Genomic DNA, 17,279 nt, shown 5'->3' with positions numbered 1-17,279 from the left:
TCGTCCTTCCGCTGCGCTCCAGGCACGCTGCGTTGCTCGGCCAGGGCGGGAAGTGCAGAAACTCGCCCTGCGGGCTCAGACATCTGCACTTCTTTTTCCGCCCTGGCCTGCGCTACTCGCCTCCGCACACGGCAGTGGAAACCGACTACCGAATACTAAATACCAAGACAACAAGGACGCGCCATGGCGCGTCCTTGTGGGGTTCTGGCGGTTGGTTCCCGGCTGTTGGGTTCCCTATGCCGTGTGGCAGGGCTGAGCAGCGCAGCAGCGGGCGGATCAGGGCGGGCGTTGTTTGAGCGAAGCGAGTTTAGCCCGACCCCGCCCGATGCGAGCAGCGCAAGGTACCCCGCAGGGGCCCTGACTTCGGCTCGCCTTCTCTTTGCTTACTTTCTCTTGGCGAAGCAAGAGAAAGTGAGTCGCCCGCCGGGGCGAGACCCGGCCTGTCACGATCGCCAAAGTCTGGGCAAATAGAAATAGAAAAGGCACCCGAAGGTGCCTTTCTCAACCAACCGAACAGAGAATCAACCCTGAGCAGAACCCTGCTCAAACGGCAACTTCATGTCCCGCAGATCCTTGCGTGTCTCAACCAGGATCAGCGGACCCTCGTCGATCACCACCGGAGCCGGCCGCTCGCGCGGCACGTGCACCGGCTTGGGTTCGGCGGCAATGGCTGCCTGCACGGCAGCGATCTTGTCAGCGTTGGAGTTGACCCATTGCAGGCCCGCAGTGCTGGCAATTTCGTTCAGGTCGGACAGCGGCAGGTTGTAGCCCTGTACGCGCGGCAGTGCGCGCGCAGCCGGGGTGGCTGCAGAAGGTGCAGCGGGTGCTGCGGTCCTGGCCGGAGCGGGCGCGCTGCGAACTTCAGCTGCCGGTGCCGGTGTGCTCTCGCTGGCGACAACATCCTCCGGGGCGGCCACTTCCTGGGCCGGGCGTTCCTGGCGTTCACCACGCTCACCGCGTTCGCCACGCTGGCGGTCGCGGCCGTAACGGTCACGCGAGCGGCGCTCACGCTGGCCGTTGCTCTCGCCTTCAGGGCGGGCGTCGACCATCGGTTGCGTGTCGGCGCCGTTCAGGGCTTCGACGGGCAGTTGCTGCTCGACAGCACCGTCCTGCGGGCGGATGTCATCGGCGGGGCGACGTTCGCCCTCGGGGCGCGGGCCGCGCTCATTGCGTTCACCACGTTCCTGGCGCTCGCCACGTGGTTGGTCACCACGTTCGCCGCGAGCACGCTGCTCGCCGTTGCGCGGAGGGCGTTCCTGACGCGGCTGCTGTTCACTGCCGGCTTCTGTGGTCTGCTGTGTGCGCTGCTCGGTTTCACCGCGCTGGCCTTGACGGTCGCCACGGTTGCCACGTTCCTGGCGCTCGCCACGAGGCTGGTCACCGCGCTCGCCGCGACCACGTTGCTCGCCGTTGCGCGGAGCGCGTTCCTGACGCGGCTGCTGTTCACCGCCGGCTTCTGTGGTCTGAGGGGCGCGCTGTTCGGCGTCGCCGCGCTGGCCCTGGCGTTCACCACGGTTGCCGCGTGGCTCGTTGCGGTCACCGCGTTCCTGGCGCTCACCGCGCTCGCCCCGGCCACCGCGGCCACCACGGCCCCGGCCTTCACCGCGGCCTTCGCTGCGGTTGCCGTCACGGCCGCCACGGCCTTCGCGTTTCTCTTCCTTCTTCTCGGTCGTCTTGGCTGGCTCGGCGGCCGGCTTGCTGCCGAACAGGCCCTTGAGCCAGCCGACGAAGCCTGCGCTGGCCGGTTGCTCGGCCTTGCGCGCCACGGGCTTGGGGGCAGGTTGCGGCTCGGCCACCGGCTTCGGCGCCACGATGGGGGCCGGCGCATCGGGCAGCACGCCCTTGATGACCGGGGTCTGCTTGTTGGTCGGTTCCTGCGAGCGACGCGTGACGGCGGTGGGATCCTCGATCTCCTCGACCATCTGGTAGCTGGCTTCGATGTGGTCCAGGCGCGGGTCGTCGTGCTTGAGGCGCTCGAGCTTGTAATTCGGCGTTTCCAGCGACTTGTTGGGCACCATCAGCACGTTGAGGCGCTGCTTGAGTTCGATCTTGGTGATCTCGTTGCGCTTCTCGTTGAGCAGGAAGGAAGCCACGTCGACCGGCACCTGCACGTGCACGGCAGCGGTGTTGTCCTTCTGGGCCTCTTCCTGGATGATGCGCAGGATCTGCAGGGCCGAGCTCTCGGTGTCGCGGATGTGGCCGGAGCCGCCGCAACGCGGGCAGGGGATGGAGGCGCCTTCGGAGAGGGCCGGGCGCAGGCGCTGGCGGCTCATTTCCATCAGGCCGAATTTGCTGATGGTGCCGAACTGCACGCGGGCGCGGTCCTGGCGCAGGGCGTCGCGCAGGCGGTTTTCCACTTCGCGGCGGTTCTTCGACTCTTCCATGTCGATGAAGTCGATCACGATCAGGCCGCCGAGGTCGCGCAGGCGCATCTGGCGTGCCACTTCGTCGGCGGCTTCCAGGTTGGTGCGGGTGGCGGTTTCCTCGATGTCGCTGCCCTTGATGGCGCGTGCGGAGTTGACGTCCACCGAGACCAGGGCTTCGGTGTGGTCGATCACGATGGCGCCGCCCGAGGGCAGGTTGACCGTGCGGGCGTAGGCCGACTCGATCTGGTGCTCGATCTGGAAGCGGCTGAACAGCGGTGCGTTGTCGCGGTAGCGCTTCACGCGGGCGGCATGCTCGGGCATGACGTGCGCCATGAACTGCTGGGCCTGGTCGTACACGTCGTCGGTGTCGATCAGGATGTCGCCGATGTCGTTGTTGAAGTAGTCGCGGATGGCGCGGATCACCAGGCTCGATTCCTGGTAGATCAGGTAGGCACCCTTGCCGCCCTTGGCAGCGCCGTCGATGGCGGTCCACAGCTTGAGCAGGTAGTTCAGGTCCCACTGCAGTTCGGGCGCGGCGCGGCCGATGCCGGCGGTGCGCGCGATGATGGACATGCCATTGGGGTACTCGAGCTGGTCGAGTGCTTCCTTCAGGTCGGCGCGGTCGTCACCCTCGATGCGGCGGCTGACACCACCACCACGCGGGTTGTTGGGCATCAGCACGACATAACGGCCGGCCAGCGAGACGAAGGTGGTCAGGGCGGCGCCCTTGTTGCCGCGTTCTTCCTTTTCCACCTGGACCAGCAGCTCCTGGCCTTCCTTGATGGCGTCCTGGATACGGGCCTGGCTGACCGCAACACCCGGCTGGAAATACTGGCGCGAGATTTCCTTGAAAGGCAGGAAACCGTGGCGGTCTTCACCGTAGTCGACGAAGCAAGCTTCCAGCGAGGGCTCGACGCGCGTGACGACGGCCTTGTAGATGTTGCCCTTGCGCTGTTCGCGCCCTTCGACCTCGATTTCGTAGTCGAGGAGCTTTTGCCCGTCGACGATGGCCAGGCGGCGTTCTTCGGCCTGCGTGGCGTTGATCAGCATCCGTTTCATGGGATGGTTTCCTTTACATCAGTACACATGCCCTGTGCGGGCGCACGATGCCGGAACTGACGCTTCGAAACGGATGGAATTGCCGGAGAACCGCAGGCTCAGTTGGTGAGCCGCGGCATAGGCGCGTGGATGGGGGCGAGGGGAGGTGAGTGTGGGGCCACCACCAACTTGGTGGCCCAGGCTGCCCGCACTGCGGGCGCTGACGGCTGACCCGTGCCATTGATCAGCACGCGTACGCGCTGCAGGCACATGAGTATCAGGCTCATCAACACAAACATTTCGCTTAGATCCGGCTGCCAGCTTGTGGCTGGCAGCACTGGGTATTCCGTTCAGTGTTTCAAGGCGTCGGTTGCGCCTTCCACTGGGCAGGCCACGGCAAGCAGCTGGCTTGCGGTTTGCGTACCCGGTGGTCGGTGACATCGACCTTCCAGCGCGGCTGGTGGTGTCATGTGGACTAAACTCCAGACAAATCAACCACTTACAGCGCGTCGCTAGTGAAACACATTATAGGGGGCAAATTGGCCCCCGCCAGTCCTGAAGTGAAACAGGTAGAAGTCGACGAGGAATCGGCCGGCCAGCGCCTGGACAATTTCCTGCTGCGCCAGCTCAAGGGCGTGCCCAAGACCCATGTCTACCGGATCATCCGAAGTGGCGAAGTGAGGGTTAACAAAGGCCGTGCCTCAGCGGATACAAGGGTCGAGGTCGGCGATGTGGTGCGGGTGCCCCCCGTGCGCCTGTCCGAACGGGCCACCGAAAAGGCCGAGGCCATGGCGGGTCTGGTGGCCCAGGGCGCGCCGGCGCGCGAATTCCCGGTGCTGTTCGAGGACGAGGCCGTGCTGGCCATCGACAAACCCGCTGGCGTGGCCGTGCATGGCGGCTCAGGCGTGAGTTTCGGGGTGATCGAACAGTTGCGCATGGCCCGGCCCCAGGCCAAGTTCCTGGAACTGGTGCACCGGCTGGACCGTGAGACCAGCGGCATCCTGCTGCTGGCGAAGAAGCGCAGCGCGCTCAAGCACCTGCAGGACCAGTTTCGCGAGCGTGAAACGGGCAAGACCTACCTGGCCCTGGTGGCCGGCCAGTGGCCGCTGAACAAGAAGGTGCTGGACAAACCCCTGCACAAATACCTGCTGGAGGATGGCGAGCGCCGCGTCAAGGTGGTGGCGCGCGACGACCCGGACGGGATGAAGTCGGTCACCCTGGTCAAGGTACGCAGCCGCTCGACAGGGGGTGTGGCCCCGTCCGCCACCGGCTACAGCCTGCTGGAGGTGACCATCAAGACCGGCCGCACGCACCAGATCCGCGTGCACCTGGCGTCCGAAGGGCTGCCCATCGTGGGCGACGACAAATACGGCGATTTCGAACTTAACAAGGCGCTGCAGAAACCCGCAGCCGGCGAGGGGGCGGTGTCGCTCAAGCGCATGTTCCTGCATGCCTGGCGTTTACAGTTCAACCATCCGGCCAGCGAGGAGCGCATCGAGCTGCTGGCCCCCTTGCCGCCGGAGCTGGAACAGTTCCTGGCCCAGGCCATTCCCGACAAGACTTGAAGACCTCATGAGTTCCCGACCAAGACAGTACGACCTGATCGCCTTCGACTGGGACGGCACACTGTTCGATTCCACGGCCATCATCACGCGCTGCATCCAGAACGCGGTGCGTGACGTGGGCGGTACCGTGCCCGGCGACAAGGAAGCCGCCTATGTGATCGGCATGGGCCTGATGCAGGCGCTGGCGCATGCCGCGCCCGATGTGCCGGCCGACAAATACCCCCTGCTGGGCGAACGCTACCGCTTTCATTACATGGCGCGCCAGAATGACCTGAGCCTGTTTGCCGGCGTGCTGGAGCTGCTGGCCGACCTCAAGCAGCGCCACCACTGGCTGGCCGTGGCCACGGGCAAGAGCCGGCGCGGCCTGGACGAGGTGCTGCACACAGTGCAGCTCAAGGGCGTGTTCAACGGTTCGCGTACCGCCGACGAAACCGCTGGCAAGCCGCATCCGCGCATGTTGCAGGAGCTGATGCGCGAGTTCGGCGTGGAGCCCGAGCGCACGCTGATGATCGGTGATACCACGCATGACCTGCAGATGGCGCTCAATGCCGGCTGTCCCAGCGTGGGGGTGAGTTACGGCGCCCACGAGCCCGAGGCTTTCCATGCTCTGCAACCGCTGCATGTAGCGCATTCGGTGCGCGACCTGCACGACTGGTTGCTGCACAACGCATAAGGCCATGGAGGCCGAGGAACTGATCCCCCTGTGCAACTCGGCCGACCTGGCCGACGGCGGTCTGGGTGTGCCTTTTGATGTGGTCTACGGCGGCCAGACCTGCCGTGCCTTTGCCATCCGCTACGCTGGCCGGGCGCAGGCCTACCTGAACCGCTGCACCCACGTGGCCATGGAGCTGGATTACCAGCCCAACCATTTTTTCGACATCACCGGCCACTGGCTGATCTGCTCCACGCATGGCGCCCTCTACTCGCCCGAGTCCGGTGCGTGCCGCGGTGGGCCTTGCCGAGGCGGGCTCGTCAAGATTGCCCTCACCGAGCAGGACGGTGTCGTGCACTGGCATACTGCCTACAACCTGAAACCTATTGAGTTCTGACATGAGTGACAACTTTGGCGCCGAATCCGGCAGCCCCAGGCAGGAAACATCCCCGTCTGCGGCCCAGGCCCCGGGCTGGGAGCGCGCCGTGCTGGAAAAACTGGCCTTTGCCGCGCTGGAGGAACAGCGCGCGGCACGACGCTGGAAGATCATCAGTCGTCTGACGACGCTGGCCGTCCTGCTCTTGCTCGTCTGGCTGATTTTTGGTCTGGGTCAGGGTGGCAGTGCCCCCAGCACGCGTCATACCGCCCTGGTGGAGATCCAGGGTGAGATTGCCTCGGACAGCGAGGCCAGTGCCGATCTGGTGGTGGCGGCGATCCGCAACGCCTTCGAGGACCATGGCGCCCAGGCCGTGGTGCTGCTGATCAACTCACCCGGCGGCAGCCCGGTGCAGGCCGGCATCATCAACGACGAGATCCGTCGTCTCAAGGCCAAGCACAACAAGCCGGTCTACGCGGTGGTGGAAGAGGCCTGCGCTTCGGCGGCCTATTACATCGCCGTTTCGGCCGACAAGATCTATGTGGACAAGGCCAGCATCGTGGGCAGCATCGGCGTGCTCATGGACGGTTTCGGTTTTACCGGCCTGATGGACAAACTGGGCGTCGAGCGCCGCCTCATGACCGCCGGCGAGAACAAGGGCTTTCTCGATCCTTTCAGCCCGCAGACCGACAAGCAGCGCGCCTTTGCCCAGGCCATGCTGGACCAGATCCACAAGCAGTTCATCGACGTGGTCAAGTCCGGGCGCGGCAAGCGCCTGAAGGAAACGCCCGATATGTTCAGCGGCCTGTTCTGGACCGGCCAGCAGGCCGTGGACCTGGGCCTGGCCGACCAGCTCGGCAACCTGGATTACGTGGCGCGCGAGGTGGTCAAGGCCGAGGAGATCGTCGATTACACGCGTCATCCGAACGTGGCCGAACGCCTGATCAAGCGCTTTGGCGCGGCGATCGGTGAGGGTTCGGTCAAGGCCGTGCGCGCGCAGCCGACCTGGCGCTGAGCCGGCATCCTGGCATCAAGCAGGACGATGGGGTAGTTTGCCTGCGTCCTGTGTGCTGGCCGGCGCGAGTTGCTGGTAGCCGTAGATCCGTTCCGGAGGCATGCGGGCGACCAGCGTCTTGTCGGCCACGGGACCGACGATGGCGTACTGCGCCTGGGAGGTGTCGCGCTGGACGGTGTGGACCGTCGGGTGGCCCTTGTCATCGGTGATGGCTGCCACCAGTGGGCATTTGACGCTGTCGGTGCGTCGCATCACGATCCCGATCTCTCCGCTGCTCAGTTTCACGACCTCACCTGGCGGGTAGAGTCCGAACTCCTTGATGACGGCCGATGAGAGCGGGCCGCCATGATCTTCACGGAACAGTTGCCGGGCCGCCTCCTGGATCGGCAGTGCAGCTCGCAGCTTGCGGGGGCTGATCTTGGAGGTGAAGACGTCGGCGACACGCAGGGCGACGGCCAGGTCGGTGAGGTCGGTCCGGCCCTGCGGATAACCGTTGCCATCCGCATGCTCGTGGTGCTGGGCAATGGCGGTCAACCAGTCGCCATCGGTGACGCCGGCCTCGGTCAGCCATTGGACCGCCAGTTCCGGGTGCGCGTGGATCTGCGTCTTCTGGCTTTCGCGCATGGGTTCATCCTGCTCGGCCATCACACCCTGCAGCTGCAGGATGGGCATGTTCATGGTGAGTGCGGCGTGCACCAGGCTCAGGATCCTGGCTTGCGGCCACTGCAGCCGGCGCGCCATCAACAGGCAGAGAACGGACGCATGGATGGCGTGGTTGTAGCCGTAGTAATACAGGTGCGCTGATTCCTGCCGGACCATGTGGTACAGGGCCATGTCCACGTCCTGGTCCACCAGATCGATCAGCCGGGTGGCAAAGTCGGTGAGCTGGACCAGCGAGGGCGGCGCCTCCGGCAGCTTGGCCATGAGCTTGTACATCTCCTCGGCGCTCTGGTCCCAGAGGCTGAACAGATTCTCCGGGCGTTTCAGGGCGGAGATGTTGGCCCGCTCTTTTTCGGCCAGGTCCGCAAGGTGAGCGACCGCACGGGCTTCCTCGATGTCGACGAACGCACCACGGGTCAGCAGGGCATCGAGCTGCTCCTCGCTTTCGACAATGTGGCCCCGTGACAGCAGAAGCCGGGTGCTCTCGTCACGGACATTCCATGGCAAGGGCTCCCCCAGTCTGACCTTCGAGCGGGGCAGTCGAAGCAGCTTCATGCAGAAGCATTATGGGGATGATCCTGTCGGACAACAAGCGGAGTTGCCCTGCGGTGGGGTCAGCGTCCGATGGCGTAGACCGCCGGCGTATCTTTGTCCGGCGCCAGCGGCTGCTGTTTCCAGTTCTTGACGGTGTTGCTGCGCAGCTGCGCGGTGGCCAGTGTCAGCCCGCTGGCCACCGCCAGACGGGTGTTGTGCTGCAGGGTCTTGAGCAGGGCTTCCTGCAGGGCAGCGTTGCGGTAGGGCGTTTCGATGAAGAGCTGGGTTTGTCCGCTCTTGAGTGCCAGCGACTCCAGCTCGCGGATGCGCATGGCGCGCTCGGCGGCGTCTTGCGGCAGGTACCCGACGAATGCAAAGTTCTGGCCGGACAGGCCGCTGGCGGCCAGCGCCAGCAGCAAGGAGACCGGCCCTACCAGCGGCACCACGGTGATGCCGAGCTCGTGCGCGGCACGTACCACGGAAGATCCCGGATCGGCCACGGCGGGCATGCCAGCTTCGCTCAGCAGCCCCAGGTCGTGGCCGGCCAGCGCCGGGGCCAGCAGGGGTTTGGCGTCGAAACCCGTGCTGCCGTGGTCGCCCTTTTTGTGGACTTCCCGCGGCAGTTCCTGGAGGTCCAGTGACTGGATCGGGCTTGCCAGAGGGTGCAGTTCACCCACGCGCTTGAGATAGGCGCGGGCACTCTTGGCGTTCTCGCAGATCCAGTGCTGCAGCTGCGCCGCCACGGCCAGGGTACCGGCAGGCAGCACCTCGGTCAGCGGGGTCTGGGTGCTGCAGCCGAAGTCCAGCGGCGCGGGCACCAGATAGAGCTTGCCGGGCGTGGTCATACCGTGCCCAGCAGGGACAGGCCAGCCGCGCGTAGCAGGCGGGCCGTGCGGATCAGCGGCAGGCCGACCAGTGCGGTTGGGTCATCGCTCTCGATGGTGTCTAGCAGGGCAATGCCCAGGCCCTCGCTCTTGGCGCTGCCGGCACAGTCATAGGGTGTCTCGGCACGCAGATAGTTTTCGATCTCGGCGTCCGTCAGATCGCGAAAGCGCACGCGCACTGGCGCCAGCTCGACCTGTTCGAAACCCGTCTCGACGCAGACCACCGCCACGGCGGTCTGGAAGATCACCGTGCGGCCGCGCATACGGCGCAGCTGGGCCACGGCGCGTTCGTGCGTGCCGGGTTTGCCCAGAGGTTCGCCGCCCAGGTCGGCGACCTGGTCCGAGCCGATCACCACGGCCGACGGCTGGCGTGTCGCCACCGCGCGCGCCTTGGCCAGGGCCAGACGCAGGGCCAGATCACGCGGGTTTTCGCCGGGCAGGGGGGTTTCGTCGACCTCGGGCGAGACCACCTCGAAAGGCAGGCGCAGGCGCTGCAGCAGTTCGCGCCGGTAGGCCGAGGTGGAGCCGAGGATCAGGGGGCGGGGGGCGGGGGCGCTCATGCGTCGATTCTCTTACACTGCCGGCATGACCCAAGAGTTTCATGCCCGCCGCCTGGATATCAAGGCCTTTGCCCAAGCCGGTGCAGTCCTGTCCGGCCAGGATTTGCTATCAAAATATGAGCGATTGCTCGCAGAAACCGGTGGTGTTGGCGCCGAGCGCCCGGTGCGATGGAATGCCCGGGGCGAGCAGCGCATCGACGCCAGCGGTTTTGCCCAGATCTGGCTGCACCTGAGCGCCCAGGTCAGTCTGCCGCTGACCTGCCAGCGCTGCCTGGGGCCGGCGGATATCGAGCTTGCGGTGGTGCGTGACTTCCGTTTTGTGCCCAGCGAAGAGCAGGCCGAGACTGAGGACGAGGAGGCCGAAGAGGACGTGCTGGCCTTGACCCGCGAGTTCAATCTGCAGGAATTGATCGAGGACGAGCTGCTGATGGAGATGCCCGTGGTGCCACGTCACGAGGTTTGCCCGACCGAGGTCAAGCTGGTTGCCCAGGACGCGGATTTCGAGGCGGCCCAGGCTGAAAAGCCCAACCCCTTTGCCGCCTTGGCGGGCCTGAAAGGCGCCAAGAAGGGCTGAAGGCCGGGCGCTTTGCAAAACTGGCGTCAAATCAACAAGTTAAGCTATAATTCACGGTTTCGCGCAGACCCAACCTGTGCCGATCTGTCCCACCCTTGAACAACCTGTGCCGTGCGCCTGTCGCGCGGCCTGATTACCAGGAGCCAACCATGGCAGTCCAGCAAAACAAAAAGTCGCCCTCCAAGCGCGGCATGCACCGTTCGCACAACGCCCTGAACGTGCCCGGCATCGCCGTCGAGCCGACCACGGGTGAGACCCACCTGCGTCACCACATCAGCCCCAACGGCTTCTACCGTGGCCGCAAGGTGCTGAAGACCAAATCCGAAGCCTGACCACCTCAGGTTCTGCAGGGCCCGACGCTACACAACAGGTAGCTCGGGCCTTTGTCTTGATGCCGATCCTCTTTCGGTTCCTCTTGCGCCTGATTGCCTAGCTTGCCCATGATCACCATTGCTGTGGACTGCATGGGGGGCGATCACGGCCCCCGCGTCACGCTCGCGGCGTGCCGCAATTTCCTTGACCACCACCCGGATGCCGAGTTGCTCTTGGTCGGCCTGCCCGACCGCCTGAGCGGCGCCACCTATGCGCGCGCGCGCGTCGTTCCTGCCAGTGAGGTAGTGGGCATGGACGATCCGATCGAGGTCGCCCTGCGCCGCAAGAAGGATTCCTCCATGCGGGTGGCCATAGAGCAGGTCAAGGCCGGCACGGCCCAGGCGGCCGTCTCGGCTGGCAATACGGGGGCCTTGATGGCGATTGCCCGTTACGTGCTCAAGACGATGGAGGGCATCGATCGCCCGGCCATCGCCACCCAACTGCCGAATGCGGCCGGCGGGGCCACCACGGTGCTGGATCTTGGGGCTAATGTGGATTGCACCGCAGAGCACCTGCTGCAGTTTGCCGTCATGGGCTCGGCCCTGGTGTCGGTGCTGCGGGATGATCCCAACCCATCGGTCGGCTTGCTCAATATCGGCGAGGAAGTCATCAAGGGCAGCGAAGTCATTAAAAAAGCTGGTGAATTGCTTAGATCTGCCGCCAATTCTGGCGATCTAAATTTTTACGGCAATGTTGAAGGCAACGATATCTTCAAGGGAACGACGGATATCGTGGTCTGCGACGGCTTTGTCGGTAATGTGGCCCTGAAGGCGAGTGAAGGCTTGGCTGCGATGATCGGCGGTTTTCTGAAGCAAGGCTTTTCGAGCAACATCTTCACAAAAATGGCGGCTATTGTTGCGTATCCTGTTCTATCTTCTCTTAAAAAGAAGATGGACTACCGCCGTTACAACGGCGCTGCCTTGCTGGGCCTGCGGGGGCTGGTGTTCAAAAGCCATGGCTCGGCCGACGAACTGGCTTTTGAGCATGCCCTGAACCGCGCGTATGATGCAGCCCGGAACAAGCTACTTGAGCGGGTCCAGGCCCGTATCGCGCATGCCGCTCCGCTGCTGGCCGGGGTGGCCGCTGCAGAGTAGCCAGGGCGGGCCCGCCGCGCCCGTAACCCGAATTTCAAGCAGAACAATCAATGAGTCGTTATTCCCGCATTACCGGTACCGGCAGTTTCCTGCCGCCCAAGCGCCTGAGCAATGCCGATCTGGTGGCCCAGCTGGCTGCCGATGGCATTGAAAGCTCGGATGAGTGGATCGTCGAGCGCACCGGTATCCGTGCCCGTCACTTCGCCGAAGCCGGCGTGACCAGCAGCGACCTGGGGGCCGAAGCCGCTCGCCGTGCGCTGGACGCGGCTGGCGTGGCCGCCAAGGATATCGACCTGATCATCGTGGCGACCTCGACGCCTGACATGGTGTTCCCGTCCGCGGCGTGCATCCTGCAGAACAAGATTGGCGCCAACGGCTGCCCGGCCTTCGACGTGCAGGCGGTCTGCAGCGGCTTTGTCTATGCGCTGACCGTGGCCGACGCCATGATCAAGAGCGGCGCGGCGAGCCGGGCGCTGGTGGTGGGTGCCGAGGTCTTTTCTCGCATCATCGATTTCAAGGACCGAACCACCTGCGTGCTGTTCGGTGATGGCGCCGGTGCGGTGGTGCTGGAGGCATCGGAGGAGCCGGGCCTGCTGGCCAGTGACCTGCATGCCGATGGCAAGCATGTCGACATCCTGTGCACGCCGGGCCATGTCTGTGGTGGCATCGTGCTGGGCGACCCGCTGCTCAAGATGGATGGCCAGGCGGTCTTCAAACTGGCTGTGGGGGTGCTGGAAGAAACGGCCCGCGCGGTGCTGGCCAAGGCCGGTAAGCAGGAAAGCGACATCGACTGGCTGATCCCGCACCAGGCCAATATCCGCATCATGACGGGCACGGCCAAGAAGCTGAAGCTGCCCATGGACAAGGTGATCGTGACCGTGGACCAGCATGGCAACACGTCGGCCGCTTCGATCCCGCTGGCGCTGGACGTCGGCGTGCGCAGTGGCCGCGTCAAGCCGGGCAACCTGGTCATGCTCGAAGGTGTAGGCGGTGGCTTTACCTGGGGCGCCGTCCTGCTGAAAATGTAGGCAGGGGCGCCGTACACGGCGCCTTCACTCCAATACACAACACCAAGCAACAAGATGAAACCGTTTGCCTTTGTCTTTCCGGGCCAGGGGTCGCAGTCGGTCGGCATGCTCGATGCCTGGGGCGACCATCCCGAAGTGCGCGAAGCGCTGCAGGAAGCCTCCGATGCCCTGGGTGAAAACCTGGGTCAGCTGATCAAGGACGGCCCCAAGGAGGCCCTGGCGCTGACCACCAATACCCAGCCCGTGATGCTGGTGGCTGGTGTCGCCGCCTACCGTGTCTGGATGAGCGAGACCGGCGTTGTACCGGCCGCTGTGGCCGGCCATTCCCTGGGTGAGTATTCGGCCATGGTGGCAGCCGGTGTGCTGACGCTGTCGCAGGCCGTGCCGCTGGTGCGCTTTCGCGCCCAGGCCATGCAGGAGGCCGTGCCGGTGGGCACCGGTGCCATGGCCGCCATCCTCGGGATGGAGGCGGCCAAGGTGATCGCGGGCTGTGCCGAGGTGGTGCAGTCCTTCGGTCCGAATTCGAACGAAGTGGTCGAAGCCGTCAATTTCAACGATCCGGCCCAGACCGTGATCGCTGGCTCCAAGGCGGCGGTCGAGAAGGCCTGTGAAGTCCTCAAGGCCAACGGCGCCAAGCGCGCCCTGCCGCTGCCGGTGTCGGCACCCTTTCACTCCAGCCTCATGAAGCCGGCCGCCGAGAAACTGCGCGAGCGTCTGGAGGACATGGAGCTGGGCGAGCCGCAGATCACCCTGATCAACAACATCGACGTGACGGTCGAGGTCGACGCCGACCGGATTCGCGACGCCCTTTATCGCCAGGCCTTCGGGCCGGTGCGCTGGGTGGAGTGCGTGCAGGCCATCAAGGCGCACGGCATGGTGAACATCGTCGAGTGCGGCCCCGGCAAGGTGCTGGCCGGCATGGTCAAGCGTATCGACGCCGAGCTGACCGGCATGGCCCTGTTTGATCCGGCCACGCTGGCGGAAGTCAAAGGAGCTTTGGCATGAGTGAAATGAAATTCGATGGCCAGGTGGCCCTGGTCACCGGCGCTTCGCGTGGCATTGGCGCGGCCATTGCGCACGAACTGGCCCACCAGGGCCTCAAGGTCATCGGCACGGCCACCAGTGACGACGGCGCGGCGAAGATCAGCGCCGCCCTGGCGGCCTTCAACGGCTGCAAGGGCATCAAGCTCAACGTCAACGACGCGGCAGGCTGCGATGCCGCCATCGATGCCATCGTCAAGGAGCAAGGCGCTCTGCATGTGCTGGTCAACAACGCCGGCATCACGCGTGACAATCTGGCCATGCGCATGAAGGATGGCGAGTGGGACGAGGTGCTGGACACCAACCTCAAGGCCGTGTTCCGCATGAGCCGGGCCGTGATGCGCACCATGATGAAGCAGCGTTACGGCCGCATCATCAGCATCACCTCGGTCGTCGGCGCCTCGGGCAATCCGGGCCAGGCCAACTACGCGGCTGCCAAGGCCGGCGTGGCCGGCATGACGCGCGCCCTGGCGAGAGAACTCGGCACGCGCAACATCACGGTGAACTGCGTGGCGCCGGGTTTCATCGAGACCGACATGACGGCCCATCTGCCTGAAGAGCAGCAGAAGGCCCTGCTGGGGCAGATTCCGCTGGGTCACCTGGGCAAGCCGGCCGACATTGCGCACGCCGTGGCCTACCTGGCCTCGCCGCATGCCGCTTACGTGACGGGGCAGGAACTGCACGTCAACGGCGGCATGTACATGTAACGGGGCAAGAATCAAGCCGATTTATCCGTACGGCAGCAGCCCGGGAAAACCCTTTTCCCGGGCCAGCTAAAATCACGGATTCATTTACAACCCTCTGAGGGAACACATGAGCGATATCGAAGCACGCGTCAAAAAAATCATTGCCGAACAACTCGGTGTGGAAGAGTCCCAGGTGACCAGCGAGAAGGCTTTCGTGGCTGATCTGGGCGCCGACTCCCTGGACACCGTCGAACTGGTGATGGCACTGGAAGACGAGTTCGGCATCGAGATCCCGGACGAAGACGCCGAGAAGATCACCACGGTGCAAAACGCCATCGACTACGCCAAGGCGCACCACAAGGCCTGATGGCCAACCCGGCGGTTGCGGCGCAGCTGTGCCGCCCGTCTCTGCAAGCGGCCTGTCCAACCGGATGGGGTCTTCCGCTTGCGGTGGTTCCCGTTTCCTAGCCTGCACAGAAAACTATGTCCCGTCGTCGCGTCGTCGTAACAGGTATGGGCTGTATCAGCCCGGTCGGCAATACCGTGGCCGAGTCCTGGTCCAGCCTGCTGGCCGGTCGCTCCGGCATCGATCTGATCACCAGGTTCGATGCCAGCAACTTCGCCTGCAAGTTCGCCGGCGAGGTCAAGGGTTTCGAGCTGGAGAAGTACATCGGCAGCAAGGAAGCGCGCACGATGGACACCTTCATCCACTACGGCATCGCCGCCGCCGTGCAGGCGGTCGAAGATGCCGGCCTGCCCACCGGTGAGGGACTGGACGAAGAACAGGCGGTGCGGATCGGCTGTCTGATCGGCTCGGGCATCGGCGGCCTGCCGCTGATCGAAGAGACGCATGCCGAGTACACCAACCGCGGTCCGCGTCGCATTTCGCCGTTCTTCGTGCCGGCCTCCATCATCAACATGATTTCCGGGCACGTCTCGATGCGCTTCGGTTTCAAGGGTCCCAATCTGGCCATCGTCACGGCGTGCACCACGGGCTTGCACAGCATCGGCCAGGCCGGCCGACTGATCGAGTACGGCGACGCCGACGTGATGATTGCCGGCGGTTCCGAGGCCACGGTGTCACCCCTGGGCGTGGGTGGTTTTGCCGCCATGCGCGCGCTGTCCACCCGCAACGACGATCCCAAGACGGCGTCGCGCCCCTGGGACAAGGACCGCGACGGCTTCGTGTTGGGCGAGGGGGCGGGTGTCATGGTGCTCGAAGAGTACGAGCATGCCAAGGCCCGTGGCGCCAGGATCTATGCCGAACTGTCCGGTTTCGGCATGAGCGCCGATGCCGGTCACATGACCGCCCCGAACATGGACGGCCCCCGTCGCGCCATGCTGGGTGCCATGCGCAATGCCGGCGTCAACGCCGATCAGGTGGATTACCTGAATGCCCACGGCACCTCCACGCCGCTGGGTGACATCAACGAAACCAACGCCATCAAGGCGGCGCTGGGCGACCACGCCAAGAAGACCGTGGTCAATTCGACCAAATCCATGACGGGCCACTTGCTGGGTGGGGCTGGCGGCATCGAGTCGGTCTTCACCGTGCTCGCACTGCATCACCAGAAGAGCCCGCCCACCATCAACATCTTCAACCAGGATCCGGAGTGCGATCTCGATTACTGCGCCAATACCGCGCGTGATGTGAAGATCAATGTCGCGGTGAAGAACAACTTCGGCTTCGGCGGAACCAACGGTACCCTGGTCTTCAAGCGCGTCTGACGCGCAGAATTTCAGAGCGACATGCACAGCGCCCCAGCGGTTTCTTATCCGGTGGGGCGTTCTTCCATGCGCACGGCGTGCCTGCTGCTGCCCTGGTTGCTGGCGGGCCTGGTCTGTGCGGTCTGGGTCCTGCAATCCGACCACTTTGCTGCGGCCCACGGCCTGGCGCTGATTCTGTGGCTGGGTGGTGCCTGGCTGGTTCATGCGGAACTGCGTCGCCAGCCCGAGGGTCTGCTCGCCTGGGATGGACAGTCCTGGAACTGGGAAGCGCAGGGCGTGCAGTGCGTCGGTGAGCTACGCTCGCGTCTGGATTGGCAGCAGGGAGTGCTGCTGGAATTCCAGTCGCTGGACGGCCGGGGTTTCTGGCTCTGGCTCGAGCGCGGGATGGCGCCCCTGATGTGGGAGAGTTTGCGGCGTGCCGTGTATGCGCCAGCGGCGCCGGCTCTGCCCGCCCTGCCGGCGCAGCAGGAGGCCGGATCTTGACGGCGACCCCACCCCCGAGTGGTGACGGCGATGCCCAGCTGGTGACACGCACCCTGGCGGGTGATGCCAAGGCGTTTGAGCTGCTGGTTCTCAAGTACCAGCGCCGCATCCAGCGCCTGATCGCTCGCATGGTGCGTGACACCGACCTGGTGGAAGACATCGCCCAGGAGACCTTTATTCGTGCCTACCGGGCCTTGCACCAGTTCCGGGGAGAGGCGCAGTTCTATACCTGGCTGTACCGGATTGCCGTCAATACGGCCAAAAAAGCCTTGCTGGATCTCAAGCACGACCCGCTGGTGACCATGGCGGCGCTGCGACCCGAGGGCGATGAGGATGAAACTTTCCAGCCCGGAAGGGAACCAATAGCAGAGGAAACGCCGGAAACCCTGTTGGCCGCGCGCGAAATCGCCGAGGCTGTGCAGGCCGCGCTGGAGGCCTTGCCGGAGGACTTGCGTCAGGCGGTGACCCTGCGCGAGATCGAGGGTTTGAGCTATGAAGACATCGCGGCCGTAATGAACTGCCCGATCGGTACGGTGCGTTCGCGGATCTTCCGGGCGCGTGAGGCGATCTCGGCGCGGGTGCGTCCCATGCTGGAGCGGCAGACAGGCAAACGTTGGTAGGAA

General features: G+C 64.7%; 18 protein-coding genes. 14 read left to right on the top strand and 4 right to left on the bottom strand.

Annotated features, from left to right (window positions below; genetic code table 11):
• Positions 1-521 precede the first annotated feature (521 nt).
• Positions 522-3,425, bottom strand: a complete 2,904-nt coding sequence (locus AO057_RS16075) for an Rne/Rng family ribonuclease (protein ID WP_057676896.1) — start codon at positions 3,423-3,425, stop codon at positions 522-524.
• 494 nt (positions 3,426-3,919) lie between these two features.
• On the opposite strand from AO057_RS16075, the gene AO057_RS16070 reads away from it, so the two are divergent.
• The 4 genes from AO057_RS16070 to AO057_RS16055 are packed head-to-tail and all read left to right on the top strand — an operon-like array spanning position 3,920 to position 7,012.
• A complete protein-coding gene (locus tag AO057_RS16070; protein WP_057676895.1) occupies positions 3,920-4,969 on the top strand; it encodes an RluA family pseudouridine synthase in 1,050 nt (349 codons plus the stop codon).
• Between the two features lie 7 nt (positions 4,970-4,976).
• Positions 4,977-5,642 carry an HAD family hydrolase gene (locus tag AO057_RS16065; RefSeq protein ID WP_057676894.1) on the top strand — a complete coding sequence of 222 codons (666 nt, stop codon included), beginning with the start codon at positions 4,977-4,979 and terminating at the stop codon, positions 5,640-5,642.
• Positions 5,643-5,646: 4 nt separating this feature from the next.
• Positions 5,647-6,018 (top strand): Rieske (2Fe-2S) protein, encoded by a 372-nt coding sequence (locus tag AO057_RS16060; protein WP_057676893.1) that lies wholly within the window; start codon positions 5,647-5,649, stop codon positions 6,016-6,018.
• A 1-nt stretch (position 6,019) separates the two neighbouring features.
• Positions 6,020-7,012, top strand: coding sequence for a S49 family peptidase (locus AO057_RS16055; protein ID WP_082605597.1), 993 nt, complete (start codon positions 6,020-6,022; stop codon positions 7,010-7,012).
• Positions 7,013-7,027: 15 nt separating this feature from the next.
• Here AO057_RS16055 and AO057_RS16050 read toward each other — a convergent pair whose 3' ends face one another.
• Genes AO057_RS16050 through AO057_RS16040 form a run of 3 tightly spaced genes read right to left on the bottom strand, consistent with a single transcriptional unit; the run spans position 7,028 to position 9,650 of the window.
• On the bottom strand, positions 7,028-8,227 hold the full coding sequence (locus AO057_RS16050) for an HD-GYP domain-containing protein (RefSeq protein ID WP_082605596.1): 1,200 nt from the start codon (positions 8,225-8,227) through the stop codon (positions 7,028-7,030).
• Positions 8,228-8,286: 59 nt separating this feature from the next.
• Positions 8,287-9,051: an SAM-dependent methyltransferase gene (locus tag AO057_RS16045; protein WP_057676890.1), complete on the bottom strand. Its 765-nt coding sequence runs from the start codon at positions 9,049-9,051 to the stop codon at positions 8,287-8,289.
• Positions 9,048-9,650, bottom strand: a complete 603-nt coding sequence (locus AO057_RS16040) for a Maf family nucleotide pyrophosphatase (RefSeq protein ID WP_057676889.1) — start codon at positions 9,648-9,650, stop codon at positions 9,048-9,050. The genes AO057_RS16045 and AO057_RS16040 overlap by 4 nt, the downstream gene beginning before the upstream one ends.
• A gap of 25 nt (positions 9,651-9,675) precedes the next feature.
• Here AO057_RS16040 and AO057_RS16035 point away from each other — a divergent pair, with 25 nt between their 5' ends.
• From AO057_RS16035 to rpoE, 10 genes are all read left to right on the top strand, one after another.
• Positions 9,676-10,224, top strand: a complete 549-nt coding sequence (locus tag AO057_RS16035) for a YceD family protein (RefSeq protein WP_057676888.1) — start codon at positions 9,676-9,678, stop codon at positions 10,222-10,224.
• Positions 10,225-10,373: 149 nt separating this feature from the next.
• The gene (gene rpmF, locus AO057_RS16030) at positions 10,374-10,556 is read left to right on the top strand and encodes a 50S ribosomal protein L32 (protein WP_057676887.1); all 183 of its coding nucleotides are present in this window, start codon (positions 10,374-10,376) and stop codon (positions 10,554-10,556) included.
• A gap of 108 nt (positions 10,557-10,664) precedes the next feature.
• Positions 10,665-11,690, top strand: a complete 1,026-nt coding sequence (gene plsX / locus AO057_RS16025; RefSeq protein ID WP_057676886.1) for a phosphate acyltransferase PlsX — start codon at positions 10,665-10,667, stop codon at positions 11,688-11,690.
• 50 nt (positions 11,691-11,740) lie between these two features.
• On the top strand, positions 11,741-12,718 hold the full coding sequence (locus AO057_RS16020) for a beta-ketoacyl-ACP synthase III (protein WP_057676885.1): 978 nt from the start codon (positions 11,741-11,743) through the stop codon (positions 12,716-12,718).
• 54 nt (positions 12,719-12,772) lie between these two features.
• A complete protein-coding gene (gene fabD / locus AO057_RS16015; RefSeq protein ID WP_057676884.1) occupies positions 12,773-13,723 on the top strand; it encodes an ACP S-malonyltransferase in 951 nt (316 codons plus the stop codon).
• A complete protein-coding gene (gene fabG, locus AO057_RS16010) occupies positions 13,720-14,466 on the top strand; it encodes a 3-oxoacyl-ACP reductase FabG (RefSeq protein WP_057676883.1) in 747 nt (248 codons plus the stop codon). The genes fabD and fabG overlap by 4 nt, the downstream gene beginning before the upstream one ends.
• Positions 14,467-14,572: 106 nt before the next feature.
• Positions 14,573-14,812, top strand: coding sequence for an acyl carrier protein (gene acpP, locus AO057_RS16005; RefSeq protein WP_057676882.1), 240 nt, complete (start codon positions 14,573-14,575; stop codon positions 14,810-14,812).
• Positions 14,813-14,928: 116 nt separating this feature from the next.
• Positions 14,929-16,173, top strand: coding sequence for a beta-ketoacyl-ACP synthase II (gene fabF, locus AO057_RS16000; protein ID WP_057676881.1), 1,245 nt, complete (start codon positions 14,929-14,931; stop codon positions 16,171-16,173).
• A 21-nt stretch (positions 16,174-16,194) separates the two neighbouring features.
• Entirely contained in the window at positions 16,195-16,656 is a 462-nt protein-coding gene (locus AO057_RS15995; RefSeq protein WP_156404589.1) for a hypothetical protein, read from the top strand.
• Positions 16,653-17,276, top strand: coding sequence for an RNA polymerase sigma factor RpoE (gene rpoE, locus AO057_RS15990; RefSeq protein ID WP_057676879.1), 624 nt, complete (start codon positions 16,653-16,655; stop codon positions 17,274-17,276). Before AO057_RS15995 ends, rpoE begins: the two co-directional genes overlap by 4 nt.
• The last annotated feature ends 3 nt before the right edge of the window (positions 17,277-17,279 follow it).

Source organism: Curvibacter sp. PAE-UM (assembly GCF_001432305.1).
Taxonomy (GTDB): domain Bacteria; phylum Pseudomonadota; class Gammaproteobacteria; order Burkholderiales; family Burkholderiaceae_C; genus Hylemonella.
Note: the sequence above shows the minus strand (reverse complement) of the source record. Positions and strands in the feature narration are given on the sequence as shown.

Excerpts from the sequence above, each read along its gene's own strand:
- acpP (WP_057676882.1), top strand. The coding sequence starts at position 14,573 with ATGAGCGATATCGAAGCACGCGTCAAAAAAATCATTGCCGAACAACTC.
- AO057_RS16060 (WP_057676893.1), top strand. The coding sequence starts at position 5,647 with ATGGAGGCCGAGGAACTGATCCCCCTGTGCAACTCGGCCGACCTGGCC.
- fabD (WP_057676884.1), top strand. The coding sequence starts at position 12,773 with ATGAAACCGTTTGCCTTTGTCTTTCCGGGCCAGGGGTCGCAGTCGGTC.
- AO057_RS16065 (WP_057676894.1), top strand. The coding sequence starts at position 4,977 with ATGAGTTCCCGACCAAGACAGTACGACCTGATCGCCTTCGACTGGGAC.
- AO057_RS16040 (WP_057676889.1), bottom strand. The coding sequence starts at position 9,650 with ATGAGCGCCCCCGCCCCCCGCCCCCTGATCCTCGGCTCCACCTCGGCC.
- AO057_RS16075 (WP_057676896.1), bottom strand. The coding sequence starts at position 3,425 with ATGAAACGGATGCTGATCAACGCCACGCAGGCCGAAGAACGCCGCCTG.
- fabF (WP_057676881.1), top strand. The coding sequence starts at position 14,929 with ATGTCCCGTCGTCGCGTCGTCGTAACAGGTATGGGCTGTATCAGCCCG.
- AO057_RS16020 (WP_057676885.1), top strand. The coding sequence starts at position 11,741 with ATGAGTCGTTATTCCCGCATTACCGGTACCGGCAGTTTCCTGCCGCCC.
- AO057_RS16045 (WP_057676890.1), bottom strand. The coding sequence starts at position 9,051 with ATGACCACGCCCGGCAAGCTCTATCTGGTGCCCGCGCCGCTGGACTTC.
- rpmF (WP_057676887.1), top strand. The coding sequence starts at position 10,374 with ATGGCAGTCCAGCAAAACAAAAAGTCGCCCTCCAAGCGCGGCATGCAC.
- AO057_RS16035 (WP_057676888.1), top strand. The coding sequence starts at position 9,676 with ATGACCCAAGAGTTTCATGCCCGCCGCCTGGATATCAAGGCCTTTGCC.
- AO057_RS15995 (WP_156404589.1), top strand. The coding sequence starts at position 16,195 with ATGCACAGCGCCCCAGCGGTTTCTTATCCGGTGGGGCGTTCTTCCATG.
- AO057_RS16055 (WP_082605597.1), top strand. The coding sequence starts at position 6,020 with ATGAGTGACAACTTTGGCGCCGAATCCGGCAGCCCCAGGCAGGAAACA.
- AO057_RS16050 (WP_082605596.1), bottom strand. The coding sequence starts at position 8,227 with ATGAAGCTGCTTCGACTGCCCCGCTCGAAGGTCAGACTGGGGGAGCCC.
- plsX (WP_057676886.1), top strand. The coding sequence starts at position 10,665 with ATGATCACCATTGCTGTGGACTGCATGGGGGGCGATCACGGCCCCCGC.
- fabG (WP_057676883.1), top strand. The coding sequence starts at position 13,720 with ATGAGTGAAATGAAATTCGATGGCCAGGTGGCCCTGGTCACCGGCGCT.